The sequence below is a fragment of the Pseudomonas sp. RHF3.3-3 genome, assembly GCF_048069595.1.
In the GTDB taxonomy this organism is placed as follows: Bacteria; Pseudomonadota; Gammaproteobacteria; order Pseudomonadales; family Pseudomonadaceae; genus Aquipseudomonas; species Aquipseudomonas fuscovaginae_B.
Genome location: NZ_CP182250.1, coordinates 6,405,698 through 6,428,779 on the forward strand (window position 1 = coordinate 6,405,698; position 23,082 = coordinate 6,428,779).

Genomic DNA, 23,082 nt, shown 5'->3' on the forward strand with positions numbered 1-23,082 from the left:
TTCAATAGTTGAAGGTCTTGACCAGCAGCAGATCGCCGATGGCGCGCAGCGGTACGGTGAAGCTCTCGCGCTTTTCATCGACGGTGTTCTCGTTGAGCACCAGGTTGATCTGCGAGGTGATGACCTCGTTCTGGTTGGCTCGCTCGGTAAAGTTATAGCCGTCGCTGGCGCTGTAGTTGCCCCAGTAGTTCACGTAGACCAGGTAGGTGCCGTGCATCGGCGCGGTCATGGTGAACATCTCCGGGCCGGGGCCGTCGACGCCGTCGGGGTCGAGGCCGCCGCCGTTGGTCAGGCGCGGGTTGGCGTAGAAGGCGTGCTGGCCGTCGGGGGTGATGATGTGCAGGTCCAGCTCGGCCTTGGGGTCATCCCAGCCGAGCACCACGCGGATGCGCGCCGGCGTTATCTGCTGGTTGGCTTCGTAGAACTGTACGCGTTTGAGGGACTTGCCCTGGGCGCTGCGCACCTCGACGCTGTTGGAGCCGGAACCGAAGGCATAGGGGCGCACGAACCGGCCGTTGTCATCGGTGTAGAGATTCAGGGGGTTGCCGTTGACCGCCAGGGTATGCGGTTCACGCGGGCCGGAGGGCGGGTTGATCCGCCCTTCGATCGGCGTGCGACTGCGCTGGATGCCACGGTCGATGGGCGGCGTCGGATAGGCCACCTGCGGCGCATCGCTGCGATCGAGCAGGCCCGAGTAACGCCAGCCGCCGGTCGGCTCCTGCAGCTCGGCCGAGGGCTCGGCCCAGGCGGTCGCGGCCCAGAGAGCTATCAGCATTGGAAATAACCGGCGCATCAACAGCCTCCTTGCCATGCATCACGAAACCCTGCGCCCGATCCAGACCGGCGCACCCCTGAAACACGAAAAATCAGAAAGAACCTGGCGAGGCAGGTCGGGAAGTCGCAGAGGTTAGCGATTCAGATCTTGTTACACAATGGCGGAAAACCGGTATTTACAGGGGCAATCGGCAAATGAGAGATCGTGCACACTCAATGGCCTGGAAGCCCCGCAGAACAAGGCAAAAGGCCACTATCACAGACTGTCATGCGTGCCCCAAATCACCCCATGATTCAGGAGGTATGATGGTGCCCGCCAAAAGGCTGCGGACACGCCTGATGCCCTCATGATTGGCAACCCCTCGCATTTGCCCCGCAACCCGCTGTCTGCTAGTGTCGCGCCCGTTGAACGCCTACCGAGATCGCCGCCATGGCCCGCAAAAAAGTTTCCCTGGATTTCGAACAATCCCTCGCCGATCTGCAGACACTGGTCGAGCGCCTGGAGAACGGCGAGCTGTCGTTGGAAGATTCGTTGACCGCTTTCGAACAGGGCATCCGCCTGACCCGCGACTGCCAGAACGCCCTGGCCCAGGCCGAGCAGAAGGTACAGATCCTGCTGGAGCGCGACGGCGAACTGGCCGAAGAGCCCTTCGATGCGGAACAGCCAGAATGATCAAAAGCTATCAGGCCGCCTGCCAGGAACGGGTCAACGCCGCCCTGGACACCCTGTTCGTGCCGCCCGGCGCCGGGCTCGCCCGTCTCTACGAGGCCATGCGCTACAGCGTGATGAACGGCGGCAAGCGGGTACGCCCGCTGCTGGTCTATGCCGCCTGCGAAGCCCTCGGCGGCAAGCCGGAACAGGCCAACGGCGCCGCCTGCGCCGTTGAACTGATTCACGCCTATTCGCTGGTCCACGACGACCTGCCGGCCATGGACGACGACGATCTGCGTCGCGGCCAGCCGACCACCCACAAGGCCTTCGACGAGGCCTGTGCGATCCTCGCCGGCGACGGCCTGCAGAGCCTGGCCTTCAGCGCCCTGCTCGACCCGCGCCTGAGCGACCTGAACGCCGAGATCCGTCTGTCGATGGTCAACACCCTGGCCCACGCCGCAGGCCCGGCCGGGATGGTCGGCGGCCAGGCCATCGACCTCGGCTCGGTGGGCCTCAAGCTCGACCAGAAGGCCCTGGAAACCATGCACCGGCACAAGACCGGTGCGCTGATCGAGGCCAGCGTCACCCTCGGCGCCCTGGCCAGCGTCAACGTGCAGAAGGACGAACTCAAGTCGCTGCAGACCTACGCCCAGGCCATCGGCCTGGCCTTCCAGGTGCAGGACGACATCCTCGACGTCGAAAGCGATACCGCCACCCTCGGCAAACGCCAGGGTGCCGACATCGCCCGCGACAAGCCGACCTACCCGGCCCTGCTCGGCCTGGAGGCGGCCAAGGCCTACGCCCTGGAGCTGCGCGACCAGGCGCTGCACGCCCTGCGACCGTTTGACGCGGCCGCCGAGCCACTGCGCGAGCTGGCCCGCTACATCGTCGAACGGCGCAGCTGACCGGACGGTCATGCTGGCCTTTCGCACAATCGAAACGCCAGCATCCGACCCGCTGATGCGACATCGCGTGGGCAGCGTGCGCTCCATAAGGTAAACTGCCGCGTCTTCATACCTATAACGATTCGCCTGATGCCCACGACGTTCCATGAGATTCCCCGCCAGCGCCCGACCACGCCCCTGCTGGACCGTGCCGACACGCCGGCCGGCCTGCGCCGGTTAGGTGAAGCCGAGCTGGAAACCCTGGCCGATGAACTGCGCCAGGAGCTGCTCTATTCGGTCGGCCAGACCGGCGGGCACTTCGGTGCCGGGCTTGGCGTCATCGAGCTGACCATCGCGTTGCACTACGTCTTCGATACCCCGGACGACCGGCTGGTATGGGACGTGGGTCACCAGGCGTATCCCCACAAGATCCTCACCGGTCGCCGCGCGCAGATGCACACCCTGCGTCAGAAGGACGGCCTGGCCGCCTTCCCGCGCCGCTCGGAGAGCGAGTACGACACCTTCGGCGTCGGCCACTCCAGCACCTCCATCAGCGCCGCGCTGGGCATGGCCATCGCCGCCCGCCTGCAGAACAGCGAGCGCAAGGCCATCGCGGTGATCGGCGACGGTGCGTTGACCGCGGGCATGGCCTTCGAGGCGTTGAACCACGCGCCGGAAGTCGACGCCAACATGCTGGTGATCCTCAACGACAACGACATGTCGATCTCGCGCAACGTCGGCGGGCTGTCGAACTACCTGGCCAAGATTCTCTCCAGCCGCACCTACGCCAGCATGCGCGAAGGCAGCAAGAAAGTGCTGTCGCGCCTGCCCGGCGCCTGGGAAATCGCCCGCCGCACCGAAGAATACGCCAAGGGCATGCTGGTACCCGGCACCCTGTTCGAAGAGCTGGGCTGGAACTACATCGGCCCGATCGACGGCCACGACCTGCCGACCCTGATCGCCACCCTGCGCAACATGCGCGACCTCAAGGGCCCGCAGTTCCTGCACGTGGTGACCAAGAAGGGCAAGGGCTTCGCCCCGGCCGAAATCGACCCGATCGGCTACCACGCGATCACCAAGCTCGAGCCGCTCGACGCCCCCGCCGCCGCGCCGAAGAAGCCCAGCGGGCCGAAGTACTCCGCGGTGTTCGGCGAATGGCTGTGCGACATGGCCGCCGCCGACCCCCGCCTGGTCGGCATTACGCCGGCGATGAAGGAAGGCTCCGACCTGGTGGCCTTCAGCGAACGTTTCCCGCTGCGCTACTTCGACGTGGCGATCGCCGAACAGCATGCGGTGACCTTCGCCGCCGGCATGGCCTGCGAAGGCGCCAAGCCGGTGGTGGCGATCTATTCGACCTTCCTGCAGCGCGGTTATGACCAACTGGTGCATGACGTGGCGGTGCAGAACCTCGACGTGCTGTTCGCCATCGACCGCGCCGGCCTGGTCGGCGAAGACGGGCCGACCCACGCCGGCAGCTTCGACCTGTCGTACCTGCGCTGCATCCCCGGCATGCTGGTGATGACGCCGAGCGACGAGAACGAACTGCGCAAGATGCTCAGCACCGGCCACCTGTACAACGGCCCGGCGGCCGTGCGCTACCCGCGTGGCAGCGGTCCGAACGCGACCATCGAGAAGAACCTCGAACCGATCGAGATCGGCAAGGGCGTGGTGCGCCGCCGCGGCAGCAAGGTCGCCCTGCTGGTGTTCGGCGTGCAGCTGGCGCAAGCGCTGGTGGTGGCCGAGAAGCTGGATGCGACCGTGGTCGACATGCGTTTCGTCAAACCGCTGGACGAGGCACTGGTCCGCGAGGTCGCCGGCAGCCACGAGTTGCTGGTGACCATCGAGGAAAACGCCATCATGGGTGGCGCCGGTGCGGCGGTCAGCGAGTTCCTGGCACAGGACAACCTGCTCAAGCCGATCCTGCACCTGGGCTTGCCGGACGCCTACGTCGAGCATGCGAAGCCGGCGCAGATGCTGGCCGAGTGCGGGCTGGATGTGGCGGGGATCGAGGCTTCGGTCACCGAGCGGATGAAGCTGCTCGGCCTCTAAGCCAAGTGGAATGGTGGGCGGCCCCTTCGCGGGCAAGCCCGCTCCCACGGAAAGCCCTCACGCCATCGAAAGCCCCGCCCTTGCGGGAGTGGGCTTGCCCGCGAATGCAGCTACCGCCCCGGTACCATCACCGCCCACAGGCGAGCCACCGCCTCGATCATCTGCCCACTGGGCCGCTCCAACTCCTTGTCCGGCACCTGTACCAACCGTCCTTCCCGCAGCGGCCAGGCCTTCCAGGCATCGAGCTGAGCCTGGTTGCTCGCCAGGATCACCTGCGGATCACGCTGCAAGACCGCCTCAAGCTGACCCGTGGCGCAGCGACAGCCGACGTCACAACGGCCAGCAGCAACACCGCCAGCCAGCGTCCCATCAGCCGAGTTGGCGCGGAATGCGGTAGAGGTAGAACAGCAGCACGGTGGACAGCACCAGCAGAATCAGCGGCACCGCCTCCAGGCCGACGAACACCGCCAGGGTGCCGATCCAGGTCGGCAGGGCCGCGATCACCAGTGCCTTGCGCCGGACGTTGGCCAGCGTGATCCAGGCCGCCGGTTCCTCAGGGGTGTCCAGCGCCTTCTCGGTGGCGATCAACGCATGCTTGTAGCCGCCGAAAAACCGCAGGCTGATGAACATCGAAGCGATACCGGCAATGAACAACGGCATCGCCAGCACCGGCAGCACCGGTTCCGTCTGGCCAAAGGTCCAGTTGGCGACGAACAGCGGCAGGACCGTCAGCAGCAATTGCTTGTACCAGCCGAAGGCGAGCCGCCGTTTCACCTGCCCGCGAGTCACGCCGGGTCGGCCTCGCTCTGGTGCTCGTTGCCCATCATGTGGCCGAGCTTGCCGGCCTTGGTGGCCAGGTAGAGCCGGTTGTGCGGGTTGTGCCCGGTGTGCAGCGGCACCCGCTCGGCCACGGTGATACCCATGTCGGTCAACGCCTTGACCTTGCGCGGGTTGTTGGTCATCAGCCGCAGGGACTGGATGCCCAGGTGTTCGAGCATCGGCCGGCAGATCGCATAGTCACGCTGGTCAGCGGCAAAACCCAGGCGCTCGTTGGCCTCGACCGTGTCGGCGCCACCGTCCTGCAACTCGTAGGCGCGGATCTTGTTCATCAGGCCGATACCCCGACCTTCCTGGCGCAGGTAGAGCAACACGCCACGACCTTCACGGGCAATCGCCTGCAGGGCGGCTTCCAGTTGCGAACCACAGTCGCAACGCTGGCTGAACAAGGCATCGCCGGTCAGGCATTCGGAATGCACGCGGCCAAGCACCGGTGCGCCATCGGCCACATCCCCGAGCGTCAGCACGACATGTTCACGACCGGTGGCTTCCTCGAGAAAACCGTTCATGGTGAAAGTCGCGAAGGGGGTAGGCAGTTTGGAGGCAGCGACAAAAACGACAGGCACCCTGTGCTCCTGATCAGTATGAAGGCTGGAAATTCGCGGTTGCGACATTGTAACAGGAGGTTCCTACAGACGCTTAGGCCGATTTGTCCATGATAACTATCAATAAGTTTGATCGGTCACAGCCGGAAACTTTCCGCTTTCGAACGGGTAGGGTTGCTTCCAGTGCTCGAATATCCTGCGCAGGCCACCCGCCTTGACCAGCTCGGTCATGCGCTGATCATACAATGCCAGCAGCGCCCGCCCCCGCTCGTTGTCGGCGAAGCCGAGGTAGAGCGGCAGTTCCGCCAGGTGGGTATTACGGAACAGTTTGGGGTCCTCGGCCTGCCCGAGTACAGATTCGACCTCGGTCAACGCATCGATATAGAAATCGACCCGATCGTGCTGCAGCATCGACAGGATCCCGTCACGCCGCTGGATCTCGTTGAAGTCGCGCACGTTGGGCAGGTACTTCTGGTACTTGTAGCCACGCACCCAGGCTAGGCGATAGCTGCCGAGGTTCTCCAGGGTGGGCACCGGCTTGATGGCCAGGCCCACGGCATAGATGTGATCGGTATCGTAGTTCCAGCGCGGGTACAGGGCCCCACTGATTTCCTGGCTGTAGGAGCCCACCCAGGCATCCGCCTCGCCGCGCTCCACCAGCCCCACCGAACGCACGTACGGCTCACTGCGAATCTCGACCTTGATCCCTTGCGGCTCGAACACCTCGCGCAGCACGTCCCAGGCCAGCCCGCTGCCATCGGCATTGGTGTAGTCGGCCCACTCCTCGCTGACCAGGCGGATCTGCGCCGGCAAGCCAGCGACCTCCTGCGCCCTGAGCAACGGGCTGAGCAGCACCAGCGCAAGCAGGCCCCACAAACGCAAGCCGGACATAGTCAATTCCTCAGGTGAAGAGATGCACCAGTCCCTGCATGGCCAGCCAGGCGAACACCCCGGCCAGAACGTCATCGAGCATGATCCCGACCCCGCCGTGCACATGCCGGTCGATCCAGCGGATCGGCCAGGGCTTGAGGATGTCGAAGAAGCGGAACATCAGGAAGCCCGCCAGCAACCAGTACCAGCCCTGCGGCACCAGCCACAGGGTGATCCACATGCCGACCATCTCGTCCCAGACGATGCCTTCGTGGTCATGCACCCGCAGGTCGTCGGCGACCTTGCCGCACAGCCAGAAGCCGAACAGCATGGTGATGCCGAGCATCAGCCAGTAGCCCCAGTCCGGCAGCATCTGCCACAACGGTATAAAGGGTAGCGCAACCAGCGAACCCCAGGTACCCGGGGCCTTGGGCAAGGTTCCGGAGCCGAAGCCGAACGCCAGGAAATGCCAGGGGTTGCGCCACACCGACGGTGGCACGAACTCGGCGGGAACCTGTTTGGGATGATCTGTCACGGCGTCTCCGGAAAATGTTGATAACCGCGGACTCGCGGGGTGATGTCCTGGCCATCGGCCGCCAGCAGGGCAACGCCCTGCCCGGCGACCACGCGCCCGACCACCCGGACCGAGTCATGGCCGAGCAACAGCGCGGGCAGCTCGGCGGGAGGCAGGGTGAATGCCAGGACATAGTCGTCACCGCCACTGAGCGCCGCCTCCCAGGCCGCCGCCTGGCCGAGAAAGCCCAGCAGTGACGGGGACAACGGCAGCTTTTCACGTTCGACCAGCAAACGCACGCCGGATGCCGCCGCGATATGTCCGCAATCGGCCAAAAGGCCGTCGGAAATATCCAGCGCCGCGCTGGCCTTGCCGCGCAAGGCCAGCCCCAGTTCGAACTGCGGCCGGGGCGACCAGTAGTGGGCCAGCAATGGCTCGGCCAACGCCGGCTCGGCACTCCGCTGGCCGAGCACCAGCGGCAAGGCGCCGGCAGCATTGCCCAGGTCGCCCCCCACGCAGAGCAGGTCGCCGACTTGCGCGCCACTGCGGGTCAGCGCCTGACCGATGGGCACCCGGCCGAACACCGTCAGCGTCAGGCTCAGGGGACCACGGGTGGTATCGCCGCCGACCAGGCGCAACCCGCACTGGCGGGCCATCCGGTCCAGCCCGCGGGCGAACGCCTGCAGCCAGTCGACATCGTTGTGCGGCAGGGTCAGGGCCAGGGTGAAGGCCACCGGCGTCGCGCCCATGGCGGCCAGGTCGCTGGCGGCCACGGCCAGGGCACGCTGCCCGAGCAGGAAAGCATCGCAGGGATCGGCGAAGTGCACACCGGCCACCAGGGTGTCGGTGGAAATCGCCCATTGCTCCCCGACGGGGACATCGAGCAGGGCGCAGTCGTCGCCGATGCCCAACGCAACACCTTCGCCGGCCTGCGCACAGGGCGCGGCGGCAAAGAAATTGCGGATCAGCTCGAACTCACCCATGGGAGGAGCAAGCGCCGGTCAGCGCTTGAACGCCTTCACTTCGGCTTCGCGCAGATTCGGTGCCAGCTTGTCGAGCACACCGTTGACGAACTTGTGACCGTCGGTGGAACCGTAGATCTTCGCCAGTTCGATGCCTTCGTTGATCACCACGCGGTACGGCACGTCGACACGCTTGAGCAGTTCCCAGGTGGACAGGCGCAGCACCGACAGCTCGACCGGGTCGAGCTCTTCGATCTCGATATCCAGGCAGGGCTTGAGCGCGTTGTCGATCTCGTTCTTGAACTGCGGAACCCCGTGAAGGATTTCACGGAAGTACGCACCGTCGACATCGCTGAAATCGTTGTCGACACGGAACTGCGCTTCGATTTCATTCAGCGACTGCTTGGCCATGTGCCATTGATAGAGGGCCTGGGTCGCGAGCTGACGGGCTTCGCGACGCTTGGCGCTCTTGGACGGCTTGCCGGCGCCTTCGGGGCGAGGCTCGCGCGGGTTGAAACGATCGCTGTCGTCGTTAATCACTTGGCCTCCAACTGCGCCAGCAGGCTGACCATTTCCAGGGCGGACAGGGCGGCTTCGGCACCTTTGTTGCCGGCCTTGGTGCCGGAACGCTCGATGGCCTGTTCGATGGAATCGACGGTCAGCACGCCAAAGGCGACCGGTACGCCGAACTCCATGGACACCTGGGCCAGGCCCTTGGTGCACTCACCCGCCACGTATTCGAAGTGCGGAGTACCGCCACGAATGACCGCGCCCAGGGCGATGATCGCCGCGTATTCGCTACGCTGGGCGACTTTCTGCACCACCAGCGGGATCTCGAACGCGCCAGGTGCACGGATGATGGTGATATCGCTTTCGCTCACGCCGTGACGAACCAGGGCGTCAACCGCGCCGCTGACCAGGCTTTCGACGACGAAGCTGTTGAAACGGCCGACCACCAGGGCATAGCGGCCTTTGGGGGCGATGAAGGTACCTTCGATGGTCTTCAGGGTCATTCGACAATTCTCTTAAAGAGCCGGGACGCGTCTGATACGCGCCCCTCAGGGATATGTGTACCGCGAATCAAGGTCGAAACCAGCCGGCCTTTTATTCGGAGGGCACGTATTCTACTACTTCCAGGTCGAAACCGGATATCGCGTTGAACTTCATCGGCGCACTCATCAGGCGCATCTTGCGTACGCCCAGGTCGCGCAGGATCTGCGAACCGGCACCGACGATGCTGTAGGTGGTCGGCTTTTTCACTGGCGTATGTTCGACCGTCTCGCGGATATGCGCCAGCAGCACGTCGCCATCCAGCGGATGGCCGAGCAGCAGCACCACGCCGCTACCGGCCTCGGCCACCGCCGCCATCGCCGCGCGCAGGCTCCAGCGCCCGGGTTGCTTGACCATCAGCAGGTCGCGCAGCGGGTCCATGTTGTGCACCCGCACCAGGGTCGGCTCTTCGGCGCAGACCTTGCCCAGGGTCAGGGCCATGTGCACGTCGCCTTCCACCGAATCACGATAGGTCACCAGGGTGAACTGGCCCAGTTCGCTGTCCAGCGGCTGCTCGGCAATCCGCTGAACGGTACTCTCGTGGATCATCCGGTAGTGGATCAGGTCGGCGATGGTGCCGATCTTGATGTTGTGCTCGGCGGCGAAGGCTTCCAGCTCGGCGCGCCGGGACATGGTGCCGTCATCGTTCATCACCTCGCAGATCACCCCGCTCGGCTCGAAACCGGCCATGCGCGCCAGGTCGCAGGCGGCCTCGGTGTGGCCGGCGCGGGCCAGGGTACCGCCGGGCTGGGCCATCAGCGGGAAGATGTGACCGGGGCTGACGATGTCTTCGGCCTTGGCGTCCCTGGCCGCTGCCGCCTGCACGGTGCGCGCTCGATCGGCGGCGGAGATGCCGGTGGTCACCCCTTCGGTGGCCTCGATGGACACGGTGAACTTGGTGCCGAAACCGGAACCGTTGCGCGGCGCCATCAGCGGCAGCTTGAGCAGTTCGCAGCGCTCGCGGCTCATCGGCATGCAGATCAGGCCACGGGCGTGCTTGGCCATGAAGTTGATGTGCTCGGCCTTGCAGCACTCGGCGGCCATGATCAGGTCGCCTTCGTTCTCGCGGTCTTCGTCATCCATGAGGATGACCATCTTGCCCTGGCGAATGTCTTCGACCAGTTCTTCAATCGTGTTGAGCGCCACGCGGCACCCCCTTGCGTCAGGATTTGAGGTAGCCGTTGGCGGCCAGGAAACTTTCGGTGATGCCGCCGCTGGTCGGCTCCGCGGCCTTCTCGCCCAACAGCAGGCGCTCCAGGTAGCGGGCCAGCAGGTCGACCTCGAGGTTGACCCGACGACCGGGGCGGTAGTCGGCCATGATGGTCTCGACCAGTGTATGCGGGACGATGGTCAGTTCGAACTCGGCGCCGTGCACCGCGTTGACCGTCAGGCTGGTGCCGTCGACGGTGATCGAGCCCTTGTGGGCGATGTACTTGGCCAGCTCCTTGGGTGCACGCACGCGGAACTGGATGGCCCGGGCGTTTTCCTCGCGGGCGACGATCTCGCCGACGCCGTCGACGTGGCCGCTGACCAGGTGACCGCCCAGGCGGGTGGTCGGCGTCAGGGCCTTTTCCAGGTTGACCCGGCTGCCGGCCTTGAGGTCGTTGAAGGCGGTGCAGTCCAGGGTTTCGCGGCTGACGTCGGCCCAGAACCCGTCGCCCGGGAGCTCGACGGCGGTCAGGCAGACGCCGTTGACCGCAATGCTGTCGCCGAGCTTGACGTCACCCAGGTCGAGCTTGCCGGTTTCTACATAGACACGCACGTCGCCGCCTTTCGGGCTCAGCGCGCGGATGCTGCCGATGGATTCGATGATGCCGGTAAACATGAAGTACTCCTCGAAAACGAGCCAGCGCCTGGCGCTGGCCGCGAATTATACGCCGGGTGCCGGGTCAGGTATTGCGGTGACTCGCCAGTCATCGCCGACCGCGCGCATTTCAGTGATTTTCAGCCGTGGCGCCTCGCTCATCCGTTCCAGCGGCCAGTCCAGCAGGGGCCGTGCGCTGGAGCCGAGAAACTTGCCGGCGACGAAGATCTGGTACTCGTCCACCAGTTCCTGGCGGGCAAAGGCGCCGGCCAGGCGCGGACCGGCCTCGACCAGCAGATCGTTGACGCCACGGGCAGCCAGTTGCCCGAGCAATTTCGCCAGGTCGACCTGGCCGTCCTGGCCGGGCAGGCTCAGGACTTCGTGGCCGGCGGCCTGGTAGGCGGCGCCGACCGCGGTCGCGCAGGTCACCACCAGTGCCGGGCCGGCCTGGAAGAATGCCGCCTCCAGGGGCACCCGCAGGCGCCCGTCGATCAGCACCCGCAGCGGCGGCCGGCTCTCGGCCAGGGCCGTCAGCTCGGGGTCCAGGCCCAGCTCGGCAGGGCGCACGGTCAGCCGGGCGCTGTCGGCCAGCACCGTATCGGCGCCGGTAAGCACCACGCTGGACTCGGCGCGCAGACGCTGCACGGCGGAACGCGCGGCAGGACCGGTGATCCACTGGCTCTCGCCGCTGGCCATCGCGGTGCGCCCGTCGAGACTCATCGCCAACTTGACCCGCACGAACGGCAGGCCGTGCTCCATACGTTTGAGGAAGCCGCGGTTGATCGCCCGCGCCTCGCCTTCGAGCACGCCGCTGTGTACGGCGATCCCGGCATCGGCCAGACGCTTGAGGCCATTGCCGGCAACCTGCGGATTGGGGTCCTGCATGGCCGCCACCACCCGCCCCACGCCGGCCTTGACCAGCGCTTCGGCACAGGGCGGCGTACGCCCGAAGTGACTGCACGGCTCCAGGGTCACGTAGGCGGTCGCGCCACGGGCCAACTCGCCCGCCTCGCGCAAGGCATGGACCTCGGCATGGGGCTCGCCGGCGCGCACGTGCCAACCTTCGCCGACCACCACGCCGTCACGCACGATGACGCAGCCGACCCGAGGGTTCGGATGGGTGGAATAGCGCCCCTTGCGCGCCAACTCCAGGGCACGGGCCATGTAGTGGGCGTCGAGAACCGCCTGTTCGGCTGCAAGGCTCATTCCTTGGCGGGCTCCCGGGCAAGACGATCGATTTCCTCGCGGAACTCGTCGAGGTCCTGGAAGCGGCGATAGACCGAGGCGAAACGGATGTAGGCGACCTCATCGAGTTTCTGCAGCTCGGTCATCACCATTTCGCCGACGACCAGCGACTTGACCTCGCGCTCGCCGGTGGCGCGCAGCTTGTGCTTGATATGGGCCAGTGCGGCTTCCAGGCGCTCGACACTCACCGGGCGCTTTTCCAGGGCCCGCTGCATGCCGGCACGCAGTTTTTCTTCGTCGAAGGGCTGGCGGCTGCCGTCCTGCTTGATCAGGCGTGGCAGAACCAGTTCGGCGGTTTCGAAGGTGGTGAAACGCTCACCGCAGGCCACGCATTCGCGCCGGCGGCGCACCTGTTCGCCCTCGGCGACCAGACGCGAGTCGATGACTTTGGTGTCGTTGGCACCGCAGAAGGGACAGTGCATGGTGGCAGGCAACAAAAAATGGGAGGGCCATGGTAGCGCATCTCCGTGGCAAGACAAGCCATAGGGTTTGCGGTATACAGTCGGCGGGCTAACGTTATCCCATCAGAACCGTCGATTTTCGCCTCAGTTGGAGCTGTAGATGTCAGTACGACCGCTTGTTTTGCTCAGCCTCACCGGCCTGCTGCTCGCCTGCAGCAGTGCACCCAAGCCCGTGCCGACGCCACCGCCCCAGCAGCAGGTGAAGAAGCCGGTGAATGAATACGAAGCACTCGGCCCGTTGCCCGCGTACCAGCGCGAGTTGAGCGGCACCCTGCTGGGGGTACCGGCCAATGCCGAGGTCGAGCTGGCGCTGCTGGTGATCGACGAGCGCGGCCGGCCGCAGCAGCTGCTCGCCAGCAGCAGGATCAATGGCACCGGCCAGGTGCTGCCGTTCCGTCTGCGCTTCAACCCGGACGTGTTCCCGGTCGGTGCGCGCGTCGAACTGCGCGGGCGGGCCAGCCAATCCGGGCAGTTGATCCTGCACCTGCCCTCCGTGGCCGTGACCCAGCCGACCACTCAGGCCATGGGCCCGTTGCAATTCGTCAGCGCCCCATGAACGCCCCGCTCGACCTGCAGCGGGCGCTGGCCGCGCTGCTCGGCGATGCGCGGCTGACCGCCAGCGCGCTGCCTGGGACCGACCTCAAACTGTGGCTGATCGACGCCGGGAACATGGATCGCGAGTTCACCCCGCAAGAGACCCGGCGCATCCTGCACGAACCACCCTACTGGTGCTTCTGCTGGGCCAGCGGCCTGGCCATGGCCCGCTACCTGGCCGAACGGCCGGAGTGGGTGGCCGGCAAGCGCGTGCTGGATTTCGGCGCCGGCTCCGGCATCGCGGCCATTGCCGCGGCCCGCGCCGGGGCGCGGGAAGTGGTGGCCTGCGACCTCGACCCACTGGCACTGGCCGCCTGCCGGGCGAATGCCGCACTCAATGAGGTGACGCTCCACTACAGCGAGGATTTCTTCGCCGAGAGCGATCGCTTCGACCTGATTCTGGTCGCCGATGTGCTGTACGACCGGGAAAACCTGCCGCTGCTGGACCAGTTCCTCAGCCGCGGCCGGGAGGCGCTGGTGGCCGACTCGCGGGTGCGGGATTTCCGTCATCCGTTATACCGGCGACTGGAGATCCTCCAGGCCCTGACCCTGCCGGACCTGATGGAACCGGAGGAATTCCGCCAGGTCAGCCTCTATCACGCCAGCCGGCCACGAGGGCATCTGGCCTGACACACTCTTGCCGTGGACATGCAGGTCCATTCGCGGGCAAGCCCGCTCCCACAGTGGCCTGATTGGCAAACTCCTGTGAACACCCGCTTTCGGCCAACCGGCCCAGGCCTTATAGTTGCGCGATACCCCGTTCTTCGAGACTCCCGATGACCCAGGACACGCCCTACATCTTCGACGCCACCGCCCTGAACTTCGACCAGTCGGTGATCCAGAACTCTTTCCACAAGCCGGTGCTGGTGGACTTCTGGGCGGAGTGGTGTGCGCCCTGCAAGGCGCTGATGCCGATGCTGCAACAGATCGCCGAGAGCTATCAGGGCGAGCTGCTGCTGGCCAAGGTCGACTGCGATGCCGAGCAGGACATCGTCGCCCGTTTCGGTATCCGCAGCCTGCCGACCGTGGTGCTGTTCAAGGACGGCCAGCCGGTCGACGGTTTCGCCGGTGCCCAGCCGGAATCGGCGGTACGCGCCATGCTCGAACCCCATGTGCAGATGCCGCCGCCGGCCGCCGCCGACCCGCTCGAACAGGCCCAGGCGCTGTTCGGCGAAGGCCGCGTCGCCGAAGCCGAGGCCACCCTCGTCGCCCTGCTGAATGAAGACAACAGCAACGCCAAGGCGTTGATCCTGTACGCCCGCTGCCTCGCCGAACGCGGTGAGCTGGGTGAGGCCCAGACCGTACTCGATGCGGTCAAGGGCGACGAGCACAAGGCGGCGCTGGCCGGCGCCAAGGCGCAACTGACCTTCCTGCGCCAGGCCGCCGATCTGCCCGATGCTGCCGACCTGAAGGCCCGCCTGGCCCAGAACCCGCAGGATGACGAGGCGACCTTCCAACTGGCGATCCAGCAACTGGCCCGCCAGCAGTACGAAGCCGCACTGGATGCCTTGCTCAAGCTGTTCACCCGCAATCGCGGCTACAGCGAGGGGTTGCCACACAAGACCCTGCTGCAGGTGTTCGACCTGCTGGGCAACGACCATCCGCTGGTGACCACCTACCGGCGCAAGCTGTTCGCGGCGCTCTACTGAGGCGTTGGACAGGGTTTGCTGGCCTCTTCGCGGGCAAGCCCTGCTCCTACAGGATTGAGTGGCTCACAGGCATTGCAACGCATCACTCGATCTCGAACAGGCCATTGCCCACCGAGCCGGCACTCAGCCGTTCGCGCACGTCATCATCGATCCGCGGGTCATCCGGGCGGTAGAGCTTGACCTGGCGGTAGGCGTTGATGCGGTTGATTTCTTCCCCCAGGAACTCCCAGACCACGCGGGTGCACGCCGGGTTACGCCGGTCGCCGCTGGAAACCCCGGTCTTCAGGCCATTGAGGCGGGTAATGCGGCTCTTGAAACTGGGGATGAGGATCGTCTGGCTCATCTCGTTGAGGGTCAGCGATTCGTAATCGATCAGAAACAGCCGATCCTGCAACTGGAAGGCCGCACCGAGATAACGGCAACGCACCTCGGCATGCCCGTCGTTGGCGGTGCTGCGCTCCTGGCGCTCCTGGCGCTCGAAGAGGAAATGCCCTCGTTCCTCGCGCAGGTGCACCAGCGACACCAGGATCGAGCCGGGAACCGACATGCAATTGGAATACTCGAAGTAGTAACCGCAATAACGCGACAGGTTGCCCGCCTCCTGATGCAACGGCTTGAACAGCTCGCTGATCGGATCGTTGCGCTGCTCGGTGCGCTGCGCCGGATTGCGCGCACCGATCAGACGGGCGAACTGCTCCGGCGGCAGGCCCAGCTCGTAATCCTCCACCCCGAAGAAGTCGCCGATGCGCTTGAGGTTGTAGTTCGTCGGATGGCTTTGCCCGCTCAAGTACTTGTTGAACTGTGCACGATTGATCGACAGCTGGCGGCAAACCTCTGAAATAGAGCGGTAATGACTGCAGGCCAGCTTGAGATTGACGGCGAAATTGTCGCTCATGACGATGAACCCGGATGGTGCGAGTGACGCCATTCTAGCATCAACTCGCACCAAAGCAGAGCAACCCGCGAAATTGTCACCACCCCTGCCATGACCAACCATGCGCCCCAACGGATAGCAGCGCGCCTGCCGCCTGTTGCTCTTTTCACGCAAAGAATAAGAATCGAGGTCATTCTCCAATGCTAGAAGCACTCAATGATTTCCTCTCGGGGAAACTGCTCATCGTGCTGATCGTCGGACTCGGCAGCTACTTCACGATCCGCTCGCGGTTCGTCCAATTCCGCCACTTCGGCCACATGTTCGGTGTTTTCAAGGAGTCCCTCCGCGGCCAGGCAGGCCAACTGAGCTCGTTCCAGGCCCTGATGCTGAGCCTGGCCGGCCGCGTCGGTGCCGGTAACATCGCCGGTGTCGGTATCGCCGTGACCCTCGGTGGTCCGGGCGCCGTGTTCTGGATGTGGGTCACCGCACTGGTCGGCATGTCCAGCAGCTTCTTCGAATGTACCCTGGCCCAGGTCTACAAGCGCGCCGATGGCGATGGCCTGTACCGTGGCGGTCCGGCCTACTACATCCAGCACGGCCTGAAGCTGAAAGGCATGGCGGTGGTGTTCTCCGTACTGCTGCTGGTCACCTACGGCTTCGCCTTCAACGGCCTGCAGTCGTACACCGTGACCCATTCGCTGCAGAACGCCTTCGGCTTCTCGCCCAACCACACCGGTATCGTCCTCGCCGTCCTGCTGGCGATCGTGTTCCTCGGTGGCATCAAGCGTATCGCCGCGGTTTCCGACCTGCTGGTGCCGGTCAAGACCCTGGCCTACATCGGCGTGACCCTGTACGTGATCGGCACCCAGATCGAACACGTGCCGGCCATGCTGGAAACCATCTTCAAGAGCGCCTTCGGCCTCGACCCGGCCTTCGCCGGCCTGCTCGGCAGCGCCATCGTCATGGGAGTGAAGCGTGGCGTGTTCGCCAACGAAGCCGGCCTGGGCAGTGCCCCGAACGTGGCCGCCGTGGCGGCCGTGAAACACCCGGGCGCCCAGGGCGTGGTCCAGGCATTCAGCGTGTTCCTCGACACCTTCGTGATCTGCACCTGCACCGCGCTGCTGATCCTGCTGTCGGGCTTCTACACCCCGGGCTTCGAAGGGGACGGCATCGTCCTGACCCAGAACTCCCTGGCCGCCGTGGTCGGTGACTGGGGCCGGATCTTCGTCAGCGTCGCGCTGTCGCTGTTCGTCTTCACCTGCATCCTCTACAACTACTACCTGGGCGAGAACAGCCTGCAGTTCCTCAGCCGCAACCGCGCCGTGCTGATGACCTACCGCGCCCTGGTACTGGCCCTGATCGTCTGGGGCTCGATGCAGAACCTGTCGACCGTGTTCGCCTTCGCCGACATCACCATGACCTGCCTGGCCTTCGTCAACCTGATCGCCCTGGCCCTGCTGTTCAAGGTCGGTCTGCGGGTGATGCGCGACTACGACGAGCAACGTCGTGCCGGCGTCGACCAGCCCGTGTTCGATTCCAGCAAGTTCAACGACCTGGACCTGGACCGCGCCGCCTGGCCCGCCAACCCGCAAGTAGAAACAGCCACTGACAAAGCAGCCGCCCAAGCGCAGCCGCAACGCTGATATTCTCCTTGCCTCAGCCGCCCCGTTCGTGGGCGGCTGTGTCTTTCTCTCGCCAAATCTCTACGGAATGCTCCCATGGGTGCAGTCAAGAATCTCCTCGTCCTCTATACCGGGGGCACCATCGGCATGCTGCAGACCGCCGAAGGCCTGGCTCCGGCTGGCGGCTTCGAGGCGCGCATGCGCGAATACCTCGCCGGCTGCGCCGACGCGCCGCAGGTGCACTGGTCGCTGCATGAGCTCAACCCGCTGATCGACAGCGCCAACATGCAACAGGCCAACTGGCTGGCGATGCGCGATGCCATCGTCGACGCCGTCGAACAGCGTGGCCATGACGGCGTGCTGGTGCTGCACGGCACCGACACCCTGGCCTACAGCGCCGCGGCCCTGTCGTTCCTGCTGCTCGGCCTGCCGGTACCGGTAGTGCTGACCGGCTCCATGCTGCCGGCCGGTGCGCCGGACAGCGATGCCTGGGACAACCTGCTCGGTGCCCTGAAGCACTTCGAGCACGGCCTGGCGAACGGTGTGCAACTGTTCTTCCACGGCCAGTTGCTGCACGGCTGCCGTGCCTCGAAACTGCGCAGCGAGGCGTTCGACGCTTTCACCGCGCCATCCCGTCATCGCGAAGGCGAGCGGGCGGCGGCAGTCCCGGATCGGCTGGACTACCGCCAGCCACGGGTCCCGGTCAACCTGGCCGTGCTGCCGGTGTACCCCGGCCTGCAGGCCGCCCATCTGCGCGGTCTGTTCGACAGCGGCATCCAGGGCCTGGTGCTGGAATGCTACGGCAGCGGTACCGGCCCGTCCGATGACCAGGCACTGCTCGACGTGCTGCATGAGGCCCGCCAGCGTGGCGTGATGATCGTTGCCATCAGCCAATGCCCGGAAGGTTCGGTGGTGTTCGACACCTACGCCGCTGGCAGCCGCCTGCGCGATACCGGCCTGGTCAGCGGCGGCGGCATGACCCGCGAAGCCGCGCTGGGCAAGTTGTTCGCATTGCTCGGTGCGGGGCTGGATGTGCAGGCGGCGCAGCAGTGGTTTGCTCTGGACCTGTGCGGGGAGCGCGCGTAAGCGCCGCTCTTGCGGGCCTATTCGCGGGCAACCAACCGGTAAGCCCTGCACAAGGCTCTGGTGAAATTGGCGGAAGGCAGCGGGAGTCGAACCTGCCCGGGAACGGTTGCCGTCCCCAACCGGGTTTGAAGCCCGGCCGCGCCACCGGGCGCGATTGCCTTCCCTGAAGCTTCAGTCCCTGGCCTGCTGCCGGGCCAGGGCACTGTCAACACGGATATGACGCTGGTCGGCGACCCTGCGGGTCAGGCCGATACGGTCGAAATATTCCAGTATCTGCACACTGCGTTTGCGACCGATGCCCAACATATCGCGAAACGCCGCCACCTGCACTATCGGCGATGCCGCAGCCTGCCGCAACAGCAGCTCGGCCATGCGTTGCAACGTCGCCTGTGGATAGAACAGGTCCCGCACCACCTGGTGCAACATCCCCAGCCGCGCCAGCTTGCGCAGAAGCAGGCGCACTTCGCCTTCCTCCCGTTGCTCTTCGCCGGCCAGGGTCCTGACCCAGGGCGGATCGAACTCGCCCGCCAGCAGGCGCGGTTGCAGGCGCTGCCACAACAGCTCATCGGCCTCGCTCAACTGCACCGTGTGATCCGGCCGGTGCAACCACGGACCACTGCTGCTGATGCCGCCCTCGCCCAGCAGTTCCTCCAGCAGGCTGACAAACGCCGGCCGCTCCAGGGGCAAGGCGCTGAAACGGCGCAGTCGATCGCGGTCCGGCCCCAACTGGTCGGGCTCCTGTTGATGGAAGGCTGTCAGCCGCTCCAGCAACTGCTCCCGGAGTGCCTGCCACTGCGTTCGGGCAAACAGCAACGGGCCCTGGCGAGTGGCGATCACCTGTACCCCCTCCGGCAGTTGCCAGGTCTCGCGCAGGCGATTGAACTGCCGCTCCAGCCGCTGCGGGTCGAGCCCGCCCGGAGCGGTTTCGAGCAACGCGGGCAGGGCCTGCTCCAGATCGCCGGCATCGCGCAGCACCTGCAACTGGCGCAGACGCACCTCGCTGCGACGCTGCCGGCTCGGCGCAAACGGATCGAGCACCCGGCCACCTCCCAGCGTGCGCTGGGCACGCTGGTCGCGCACGACCAGACGATCGCCATGCACCGCCTGCAACGGCGCGTTGAGCAGCAACTGGGCGAACATGCGCTGGCCGCCCAGCAGCTTCTCGCCTTCGAGCAAGGCCACCCGGGCGGTGACATCCTGGGTCCCGAGGTGCACGTGCACGGCACTGAAGTGTTCGAAAGTACGGGTTTCACCGGGCAACAGCTGCAGCTCGATGTCGACTCGCGAACTCGGCGCATGCAGCCAGGCCGGCAGCAGCCAGTCGCCGCGATGCACCTGCTCCACCGCCAGGCGCTCGGCACTGATGTTCAGCGCCACCCGTTGCCCGGCCACGGCCTGCGGCGCCGCCTGGTTCTGCGCGTGCAGGCCGCGCACCCGCACCGCCTTGCCGGCCGCGCCCAACAGCAGGTTGTCTGCGACGGTGACCTGCCCGGACAAGGCCGTGCCGGTCACGACGATACCGGCGCCAGACACCGAGAACGCCCGGTCGACCGCCAGGCGAAAACCGCCCGCGACACTGCGCCGGCGCACACGCGACTGGGCTTCGCGCAAGGCCAGGCGCAACGCCTCGATACCTTCGCCGGTAACACTCGACAGCGCAAAGCGCAACGCCCCGGCATAAGGCCCCGGCGCCAGCAGCTCGGCCACTTGCGTGTCGACTTCAGCCAACCGCGCCGGCTCGACCCGGTCGCACTTGCTGATCGCCACCAGCGCCTGGGGAATGCCCAGCAACTCGATGATCGCCAGGTGCTCGCGGGTCTGCGGCATGACCCCATCGTCGGCGGCCACCACCAGCAACACCAGGTCGATACCGTGGGCGCCGGCGAGCATGTTGTGGATAAACCGTTCGTGCCCCGGCACGTCGATAAAACCGGTCAGCCCTTCCCCCTCAGCGAGGGTGGCGTAGCGGTAGCCGAGGTCGATGGTCATGCCACGGGCACGCTCTTCCTGGCGCTGGTCGCCGGCCTGGCCGGTCAGGGCCTGGAGCAACGCGGTCTTGCCGTGATCGATATGCCCGGCGGTGCCGACGATCACTGCACCGGCCCCAGTTGCAGCGCCGGCAGTTGCGCCAGCCACTGGGCTTCATCGTCCAGTTGGCGCAGGTCGAGCCACAGCGCGTCGTCGTCGATACGACCGAGCACCGGAACCGGCAGGTCGCGCAGGGCCCGCTCCAGCACATGCAGGCTGCGCCCGCGCAACTTCTTCGACACCTGCGGACGCAGGCACAGTGCGGCACTGGGCAGGCGTGCCACCGGTTGGCTGCCACTGCCGATCATGCCCAGGGCGGCTTCGACGCTGACCGTCCACTGCGCGCCAAGACGGGCCGCCAGTTCCGGCGCCAGCCGCCCGGCCTGGGCGGCGATCTCGGCCTGAGGCCGGGTCAGCAGGCGCAGGCTGGGCAGGCGCTCGGCCAGACGGTCGGGATTGCGGTACAGCGCCAGCACCGCCTCCAGCGCCGCCAGGGTGATCTTGTCCACCCGCAGGGCGCGCTTGAGCGGGTTCTTCTTGATCTTCGCGATCAAGTCCTTGCGGCCGACGATGATCCCGGCCTGGGGGCCGCCGAGCAGCTTGTCGCCACTGAAGGTGACGATATCGGCGCCGTCGGCCAACGCCTGGCGCACGGTCGGCTCGGCGGGCAGCCCCCAACGGGTCAGGTCGAGCAGGCTGCCGCTGCCGAGGTCCTCGAGCAACGGCAACTCATGCTGATGGGCGATGCGGGCCAGCTCGGCGGTGGGCACCTGGGTGGTGAACCCCTGGATGCTGTAGTTGCTGCAATGCACACGCATCAACAGGCCGGTGCGCGGGTTGATCGCGCCTTCGTAGTCGCGGGCGTGGGTACGGTTGGTGGTGCCGATCTCGTGCAGGCGTACGCCGGCGCGGGCCATGATGTCGGGGATGCGGAACGCACCACCGATCTCGATCAGTTCGCCGCGGGAAATGATCCCTTCCTTGCGCGCCCCCAGGCTGTTGAGCGCCAGCAGTACCGCGGCGGCGTTGTTGTTGACCACGGTGACCGCCTCGGCGCCGGTCAGCTCGCGGATCAGCCCTTCGATCAGGTCGTCGCGGTCGCCACGCTTGCCGGTACTCAGGTCGAACTCGAGGTTGAGCGGGTAGCGGGCGGCGGTCTGCATGGCCTCGACGGCTTCTTCGGGCAGCAGCGCCCGCCCGAGGTTGGTGTGCAGCACCGTGCCGGTTAGGTTGAACACCCGGCGGACCTGGCTGCTCTGCCGGATCGCCAGGCGCTCGCCGGCGCGGCCGAGCAGGACTTCGGCGGCCAGCTCCGCTGCACTCAACTGGCCCTGACGGGTCGGCTCGCGCAGATCGTCGAGCAACTGGCGCAGGGTGGCCAGGACCGCGTCGCGACCATGACGGTCGAGCAGCGGCTGGCAGGCGGGGTGGCGCAACAGGGTGTCGATAGAAGGCAGGCGTGGGGTTTCGTTGGCGAGGCTCGCAGGCATTCGGGCAACCTTCGGTTCATTCGGTGTCGGGGCGGGACCATTCGCGGGCAAGCCGCGCTCCTGCAAGGGTTGAGTCGTTCACATATTCGGCGCAGTGCAGGCTTCTGTAGGAGCGTGGCTTGCCCGCGAATGAAGACGACTCGATTTTCCAGTGTAGCCACTCACCCTCCCCCAGGCGCCAGCATCAGGTTCGGGGCCAACCGGTGGAAACCCTCCTCGTCCAGCCGAATGTCCAGGGCCAGGCTTGCCAGGTCATCCGCCAGCGGCTCGGCGGCGGCGTCGTTCTCCAGGTAGTTCTGCTTGAGATAGCCCTGGCAGCCCGGACAACATTCCGCCCGCAACGGCGCCTTGCCAGGCGCATGCCGATCGTCTTCGAGGTTGGTGTAGCGCAGGTCCTTGCTCGACTCGCAGTACACGCACTTGACCCGCACCACATGCCATTCGCAGGCGCACAGCGAGCAGGCCAGGTAACGCAGGCCATTGTGCTTGCCACGGTTGCGCACCACCCCGGCCATGGCCGGCGAACCGCAGGCCGGGCACTGGGCCAGGCTGCCGGCGGGCTTGAGCTCCTGGCTGGGCAAGGCCAGCAACCAACTGGCCCAGGCCGCCTGCAACGCGGCGCCGAGGAATGGCACCAGGGCCGCCGGCACCGCGTCGTATTGACCGCCGAGCAGGGCGATGCCCCAGCCCTTGCGCTGGTTGTCGTCACTGCCACGCAAACTGTCCAACGCCTCGGCCAAGGCCCCCGTCACCGGTGAATCGAGGCCATCGAGCAACGCCTGCAACCAGGCCAGCCAGGGGCCTTCACGCACCAGACTGTCCGCCGCCAGAGGGGGGAGACCATGGCTGATGCACAGCCGCTGGCGTTCCTCGGCCACCGGCAAACCGCCAGGTGGATTGTCGATCAGTTGCTGCTGGACCCGGCACAACTGGGCGACCAGGTGCAGGTAGTCACCCAGGGCATGCCCCTCGGCGAGTTGTTCCAGGCGCGCGGCACGCAGTTCGAATAGGTTGGCCGGCGGCAGATGCAGGAACGGCGGCGCCACCGCCGACGCTTCGATCTGCCCGGGTTCGAGAAGGGTGCTCAAACGT

At 66.0% G+C, this 23,082-nt stretch carries 24 protein-coding genes, 1 tRNA gene and 1 pseudogene; 8 read left to right on the forward strand and 18 right to left on the reverse strand.

What is annotated here, in order from left to right:
* Position 1 precedes the first annotated feature (1 nt).
* Positions 2–793 (reverse strand): YfaP family protein, encoded by a 792-nt coding sequence (locus tag ACMGT0_RS28120; RefSeq protein WP_054057976.1) that lies wholly within the window; start codon positions 791–793, stop codon positions 2–4.
* Positions 794–1,204: 411 nt separating this feature from the next.
* Between ACMGT0_RS28120 and ACMGT0_RS28125 the strand changes: the two genes are divergently transcribed.
* The 3 genes from ACMGT0_RS28125 to dxs all read left to right on the forward strand — a co-directional run bounded on the left by ACMGT0_RS28125 (position 1,205) and on the right by dxs (position 4,359).
* Positions 1,205–1,447, forward strand: coding sequence for an exodeoxyribonuclease VII small subunit (locus tag ACMGT0_RS28125; protein WP_054062527.1), 243 nt, complete (start codon positions 1,205–1,207; stop codon positions 1,445–1,447).
* Positions 1,444–2,331, forward strand: coding sequence for a (2E,6E)-farnesyl diphosphate synthase (gene ispA / locus ACMGT0_RS28130; RefSeq protein WP_054062528.1), 888 nt, complete (start codon positions 1,444–1,446; stop codon positions 2,329–2,331). The genes ACMGT0_RS28125 and ispA overlap by 4 nt, the downstream gene beginning before the upstream one ends.
* A 129-nt stretch (positions 2,332–2,460) precedes the next feature.
* Entirely contained in the window at positions 2,461–4,359 is a 1,899-nt protein-coding gene (gene dxs / locus ACMGT0_RS28135; RefSeq protein WP_416770664.1) for a 1-deoxy-D-xylulose-5-phosphate synthase, read from the forward strand.
* A 110-nt stretch (positions 4,360–4,469) separates the two neighbouring features.
* Here the strand turns inward: dxs and ACMGT0_RS28140 are convergent.
* The 12 genes and pseudogenes from ACMGT0_RS28140 to nrdR form a co-directional block, all read right to left on the reverse strand.
* A pseudogene (locus tag ACMGT0_RS28140) lies at positions 4,470–4,661 on the reverse strand (cobalamin-binding protein); the annotation flags it as partial.
* 67 nt (positions 4,662–4,728) lie between these two features.
* Positions 4,729–5,148, reverse strand: coding sequence for a hypothetical protein (locus ACMGT0_RS28145; RefSeq protein ID WP_054057972.1), 420 nt, complete (start codon positions 5,146–5,148; stop codon positions 4,729–4,731).
* On the reverse strand, positions 5,145–5,762 hold the full coding sequence (gene ribA / locus ACMGT0_RS28150) for a GTP cyclohydrolase II (protein ID WP_054057971.1): 618 nt from the start codon (positions 5,760–5,762) through the stop codon (positions 5,145–5,147). Before ribA ends, ACMGT0_RS28145 begins: the two co-directional genes overlap by 4 nt.
* 99 nt (positions 5,763–5,861) lie before the next feature.
* A complete protein-coding gene (locus tag ACMGT0_RS28155) occupies positions 5,862–6,632 on the reverse strand; it encodes a substrate-binding periplasmic protein (protein ID WP_416770666.1) in 771 nt (256 codons plus the stop codon).
* 10 nt (positions 6,633–6,642) lie between these two features.
* Positions 6,643–7,146 carry a phosphatidylglycerophosphatase A gene (locus tag ACMGT0_RS28160; RefSeq protein WP_017902311.1) on the reverse strand — a complete coding sequence of 168 codons (504 nt, stop codon included), beginning with the start codon at positions 7,144–7,146 and terminating at the stop codon, positions 6,643–6,645.
* Positions 7,143–8,108 carry a thiamine-phosphate kinase gene (gene thiL / locus ACMGT0_RS28165; protein WP_416770667.1) on the reverse strand — a complete coding sequence of 322 codons (966 nt, stop codon included), beginning with the start codon at positions 8,106–8,108 and terminating at the stop codon, positions 7,143–7,145. Before thiL ends, ACMGT0_RS28160 begins: the two co-directional genes overlap by 4 nt.
* 18 nt (positions 8,109–8,126) lie before the next feature.
* Positions 8,127–8,627: a transcription antitermination factor NusB gene (gene nusB, locus ACMGT0_RS28170; protein ID WP_054062531.1), complete on the reverse strand. Its 501-nt coding sequence runs from the start codon at positions 8,625–8,627 to the stop codon at positions 8,127–8,129.
* A complete protein-coding gene (gene ribE / locus ACMGT0_RS28175; RefSeq protein WP_017902308.1) occupies positions 8,624–9,100 on the reverse strand; it encodes a 6,7-dimethyl-8-ribityllumazine synthase in 477 nt (158 codons plus the stop codon). The genes nusB and ribE overlap by 4 nt, the downstream gene beginning before the upstream one ends.
* Before the next feature lie 91 nt (positions 9,101–9,191).
* The gene (ribBA, locus tag ACMGT0_RS28180) at positions 9,192–10,283 is read right to left on the reverse strand and encodes a bifunctional 3,4-dihydroxy-2-butanone-4-phosphate synthase/GTP cyclohydrolase II (protein ID WP_273824155.1); all 1,092 of its coding nucleotides are present in this window, start codon (positions 10,281–10,283) and stop codon (positions 9,192–9,194) included.
* Positions 10,284–10,299: 16 nt separating this feature from the next.
* The gene (locus ACMGT0_RS28185; protein WP_054061163.1) at positions 10,300–10,962 is read right to left on the reverse strand and encodes a riboflavin synthase; all 663 of its coding nucleotides are present in this window, start codon (positions 10,960–10,962) and stop codon (positions 10,300–10,302) included.
* Between the two features lie 45 nt (positions 10,963–11,007).
* Positions 11,008–12,147: a bifunctional diaminohydroxyphosphoribosylaminopyrimidine deaminase/5-amino-6-(5-phosphoribosylamino)uracil reductase RibD gene (gene ribD, locus ACMGT0_RS28190; protein WP_416770670.1), complete on the reverse strand. Its 1,140-nt coding sequence runs from the start codon at positions 12,145–12,147 to the stop codon at positions 11,008–11,010.
* Positions 12,144–12,608 (reverse strand): transcriptional regulator NrdR, encoded by a 465-nt coding sequence (nrdR, locus tag ACMGT0_RS28195; RefSeq protein ID WP_026144921.1) that lies wholly within the window; start codon positions 12,606–12,608, stop codon positions 12,144–12,146. The genes ribD and nrdR overlap by 4 nt, the downstream gene beginning before the upstream one ends.
* 139 nt (positions 12,609–12,747) lie before the next feature.
* Here nrdR and ACMGT0_RS28200 point away from each other — a divergent pair, with 139 nt between their 5' ends.
* The 3 genes from ACMGT0_RS28200 (at position 12,748) to trxA (ending at position 14,890) form a co-directional block, all read left to right on the forward strand.
* Entirely contained in the window at positions 12,748–13,203 is a 456-nt protein-coding gene (locus ACMGT0_RS28200) for a YbaY family lipoprotein (protein WP_054060971.1), read from the forward strand.
* A complete protein-coding gene (locus ACMGT0_RS28205) occupies positions 13,200–13,871 on the forward strand; it encodes a 50S ribosomal protein L11 methyltransferase (protein ID WP_054062533.1) in 672 nt (223 codons plus the stop codon). The genes ACMGT0_RS28200 and ACMGT0_RS28205 overlap by 4 nt, the downstream gene beginning before the upstream one ends.
* A gap of 146 nt (positions 13,872–14,017) precedes the next feature.
* Positions 14,018–14,890, forward strand: a complete 873-nt coding sequence (trxA, locus tag ACMGT0_RS28210) for a thioredoxin (protein ID WP_416770673.1) — start codon at positions 14,018–14,020, stop codon at positions 14,888–14,890.
* 82 nt (positions 14,891–14,972) lie between these two features.
* Here the strand turns inward: trxA and ACMGT0_RS28215 are convergent, their stop codons facing one another.
* On the reverse strand, positions 14,973–15,785 hold the full coding sequence (locus tag ACMGT0_RS28215; protein ID WP_054061194.1) for a Cro/Cl family transcriptional regulator: 813 nt from the start codon (positions 15,783–15,785) through the stop codon (positions 14,973–14,975).
* Positions 15,786–15,964: 179 nt separating this feature from the next.
* Between ACMGT0_RS28215 and ACMGT0_RS28220 the strand changes: the two genes are divergently transcribed.
* Entirely contained in the window at positions 15,965–17,407 is a 1,443-nt protein-coding gene (locus ACMGT0_RS28220; RefSeq protein ID WP_054062535.1) for an alanine/glycine:cation symporter family protein, read from the forward strand.
* A 75-nt stretch (positions 17,408–17,482) separates the two neighbouring features.
* Positions 17,483–18,472, forward strand: coding sequence for an asparaginase (locus tag ACMGT0_RS28225; protein ID WP_054061489.1), 990 nt, complete (start codon positions 17,483–17,485; stop codon positions 18,470–18,472).
* A 67-nt stretch (positions 18,473–18,539) separates the two neighbouring features.
* Here the strand turns inward: ACMGT0_RS28225 and ACMGT0_RS28230 are convergent.
* From ACMGT0_RS28230 to fdhE, 4 genes are all read right to left on the reverse strand, one after another.
* Positions 18,540–18,635 (reverse strand) — tRNA-Sec (locus ACMGT0_RS28230).
* Positions 18,636–18,643: 8 nt separating this feature from the next.
* The gene (gene selB, locus ACMGT0_RS28235; RefSeq protein WP_416773574.1) at positions 18,644–20,566 is read right to left on the reverse strand and encodes a selenocysteine-specific translation elongation factor; all 1,923 of its coding nucleotides are present in this window, start codon (positions 20,564–20,566) and stop codon (positions 18,644–18,646) included.
* Complete coding sequence (gene selA / locus ACMGT0_RS28240) at positions 20,563–21,990, reverse strand: L-seryl-tRNA(Sec) selenium transferase (RefSeq protein WP_416770676.1); 1,428 nt, start codon at positions 21,988–21,990, stop codon at positions 20,563–20,565. The genes selB and selA overlap by 4 nt, the downstream gene beginning before the upstream one ends.
* A 161-nt stretch (positions 21,991–22,151) precedes the next feature.
* Positions 22,152–23,078 carry a formate dehydrogenase accessory protein FdhE gene (fdhE, locus tag ACMGT0_RS28245; RefSeq protein WP_054061079.1) on the reverse strand — a complete coding sequence of 309 codons (927 nt, stop codon included), beginning with the start codon at positions 23,076–23,078 and terminating at the stop codon, positions 22,152–22,154.
* Positions 23,079–23,082: the final 4 nt, after the last annotated feature.

Bases quoted from the DNA above. Each gene is read 5' to 3' on its own strand.
- ACMGT0_RS28120 (WP_054057976.1), bottom strand. From the start codon at position 793: ATGCGCCGGTTATTTCCAATGCTGATAGCTCTCTGGGCCGCGACCGCC.
- ACMGT0_RS28125 (WP_054062527.1), top strand. From the start codon at position 1,205: ATGGCCCGCAAAAAAGTTTCCCTGGATTTCGAACAATCCCTCGCCGAT.
- ispA (WP_054062528.1), top strand. From the start codon at position 1,444: ATGATCAAAAGCTATCAGGCCGCCTGCCAGGAACGGGTCAACGCCGCC.
- dxs (WP_416770664.1), top strand. From the start codon at position 2,461: ATGCCCACGACGTTCCATGAGATTCCCCGCCAGCGCCCGACCACGCCC.
- ACMGT0_RS28155 (WP_416770666.1), bottom strand. From the start codon at position 6,632: ATGTCCGGCTTGCGTTTGTGGGGCCTGCTTGCGCTGGTGCTGCTCAGC.
- thiL (WP_416770667.1), bottom strand. From the start codon at position 8,108: ATGGGTGAGTTCGAGCTGATCCGCAATTTCTTTGCCGCCGCGCCCTGT.
- ribE (WP_017902308.1), bottom strand. From the start codon at position 9,100: ATGACCCTGAAGACCATCGAAGGTACCTTCATCGCCCCCAAAGGCCGC.
- ACMGT0_RS28185 (WP_054061163.1), bottom strand. From the start codon at position 10,962: ATGTTTACCGGCATCATCGAATCCATCGGCAGCATCCGCGCGCTGAGC.
- ribD (WP_416770670.1), bottom strand. From the start codon at position 12,147: ATGAGCCTTGCAGCCGAACAGGCGGTTCTCGACGCCCACTACATGGCC.
- nrdR (WP_026144921.1), bottom strand. From the start codon at position 12,608: ATGCACTGTCCCTTCTGCGGTGCCAACGACACCAAAGTCATCGACTCG.
- ACMGT0_RS28200 (WP_054060971.1), top strand. From the start codon at position 12,748: ATGTCAGTACGACCGCTTGTTTTGCTCAGCCTCACCGGCCTGCTGCTC.
- ACMGT0_RS28205 (WP_054062533.1), top strand. From the start codon at position 13,200: ATGAACGCCCCGCTCGACCTGCAGCGGGCGCTGGCCGCGCTGCTCGGC.
- trxA (WP_416770673.1), top strand. From the start codon at position 14,018: ATGACCCAGGACACGCCCTACATCTTCGACGCCACCGCCCTGAACTTC.
- ACMGT0_RS28215 (WP_054061194.1), bottom strand. From the start codon at position 15,785: ATGAGCGACAATTTCGCCGTCAATCTCAAGCTGGCCTGCAGTCATTAC.
- ACMGT0_RS28220 (WP_054062535.1), top strand. From the start codon at position 15,965: ATGCTAGAAGCACTCAATGATTTCCTCTCGGGGAAACTGCTCATCGTG.
- ACMGT0_RS28225 (WP_054061489.1), top strand. From the start codon at position 17,483: ATGGGTGCAGTCAAGAATCTCCTCGTCCTCTATACCGGGGGCACCATC.
- selA (WP_416770676.1), bottom strand. From the start codon at position 21,990: ATGCCTGCGAGCCTCGCCAACGAAACCCCACGCCTGCCTTCTATCGAC.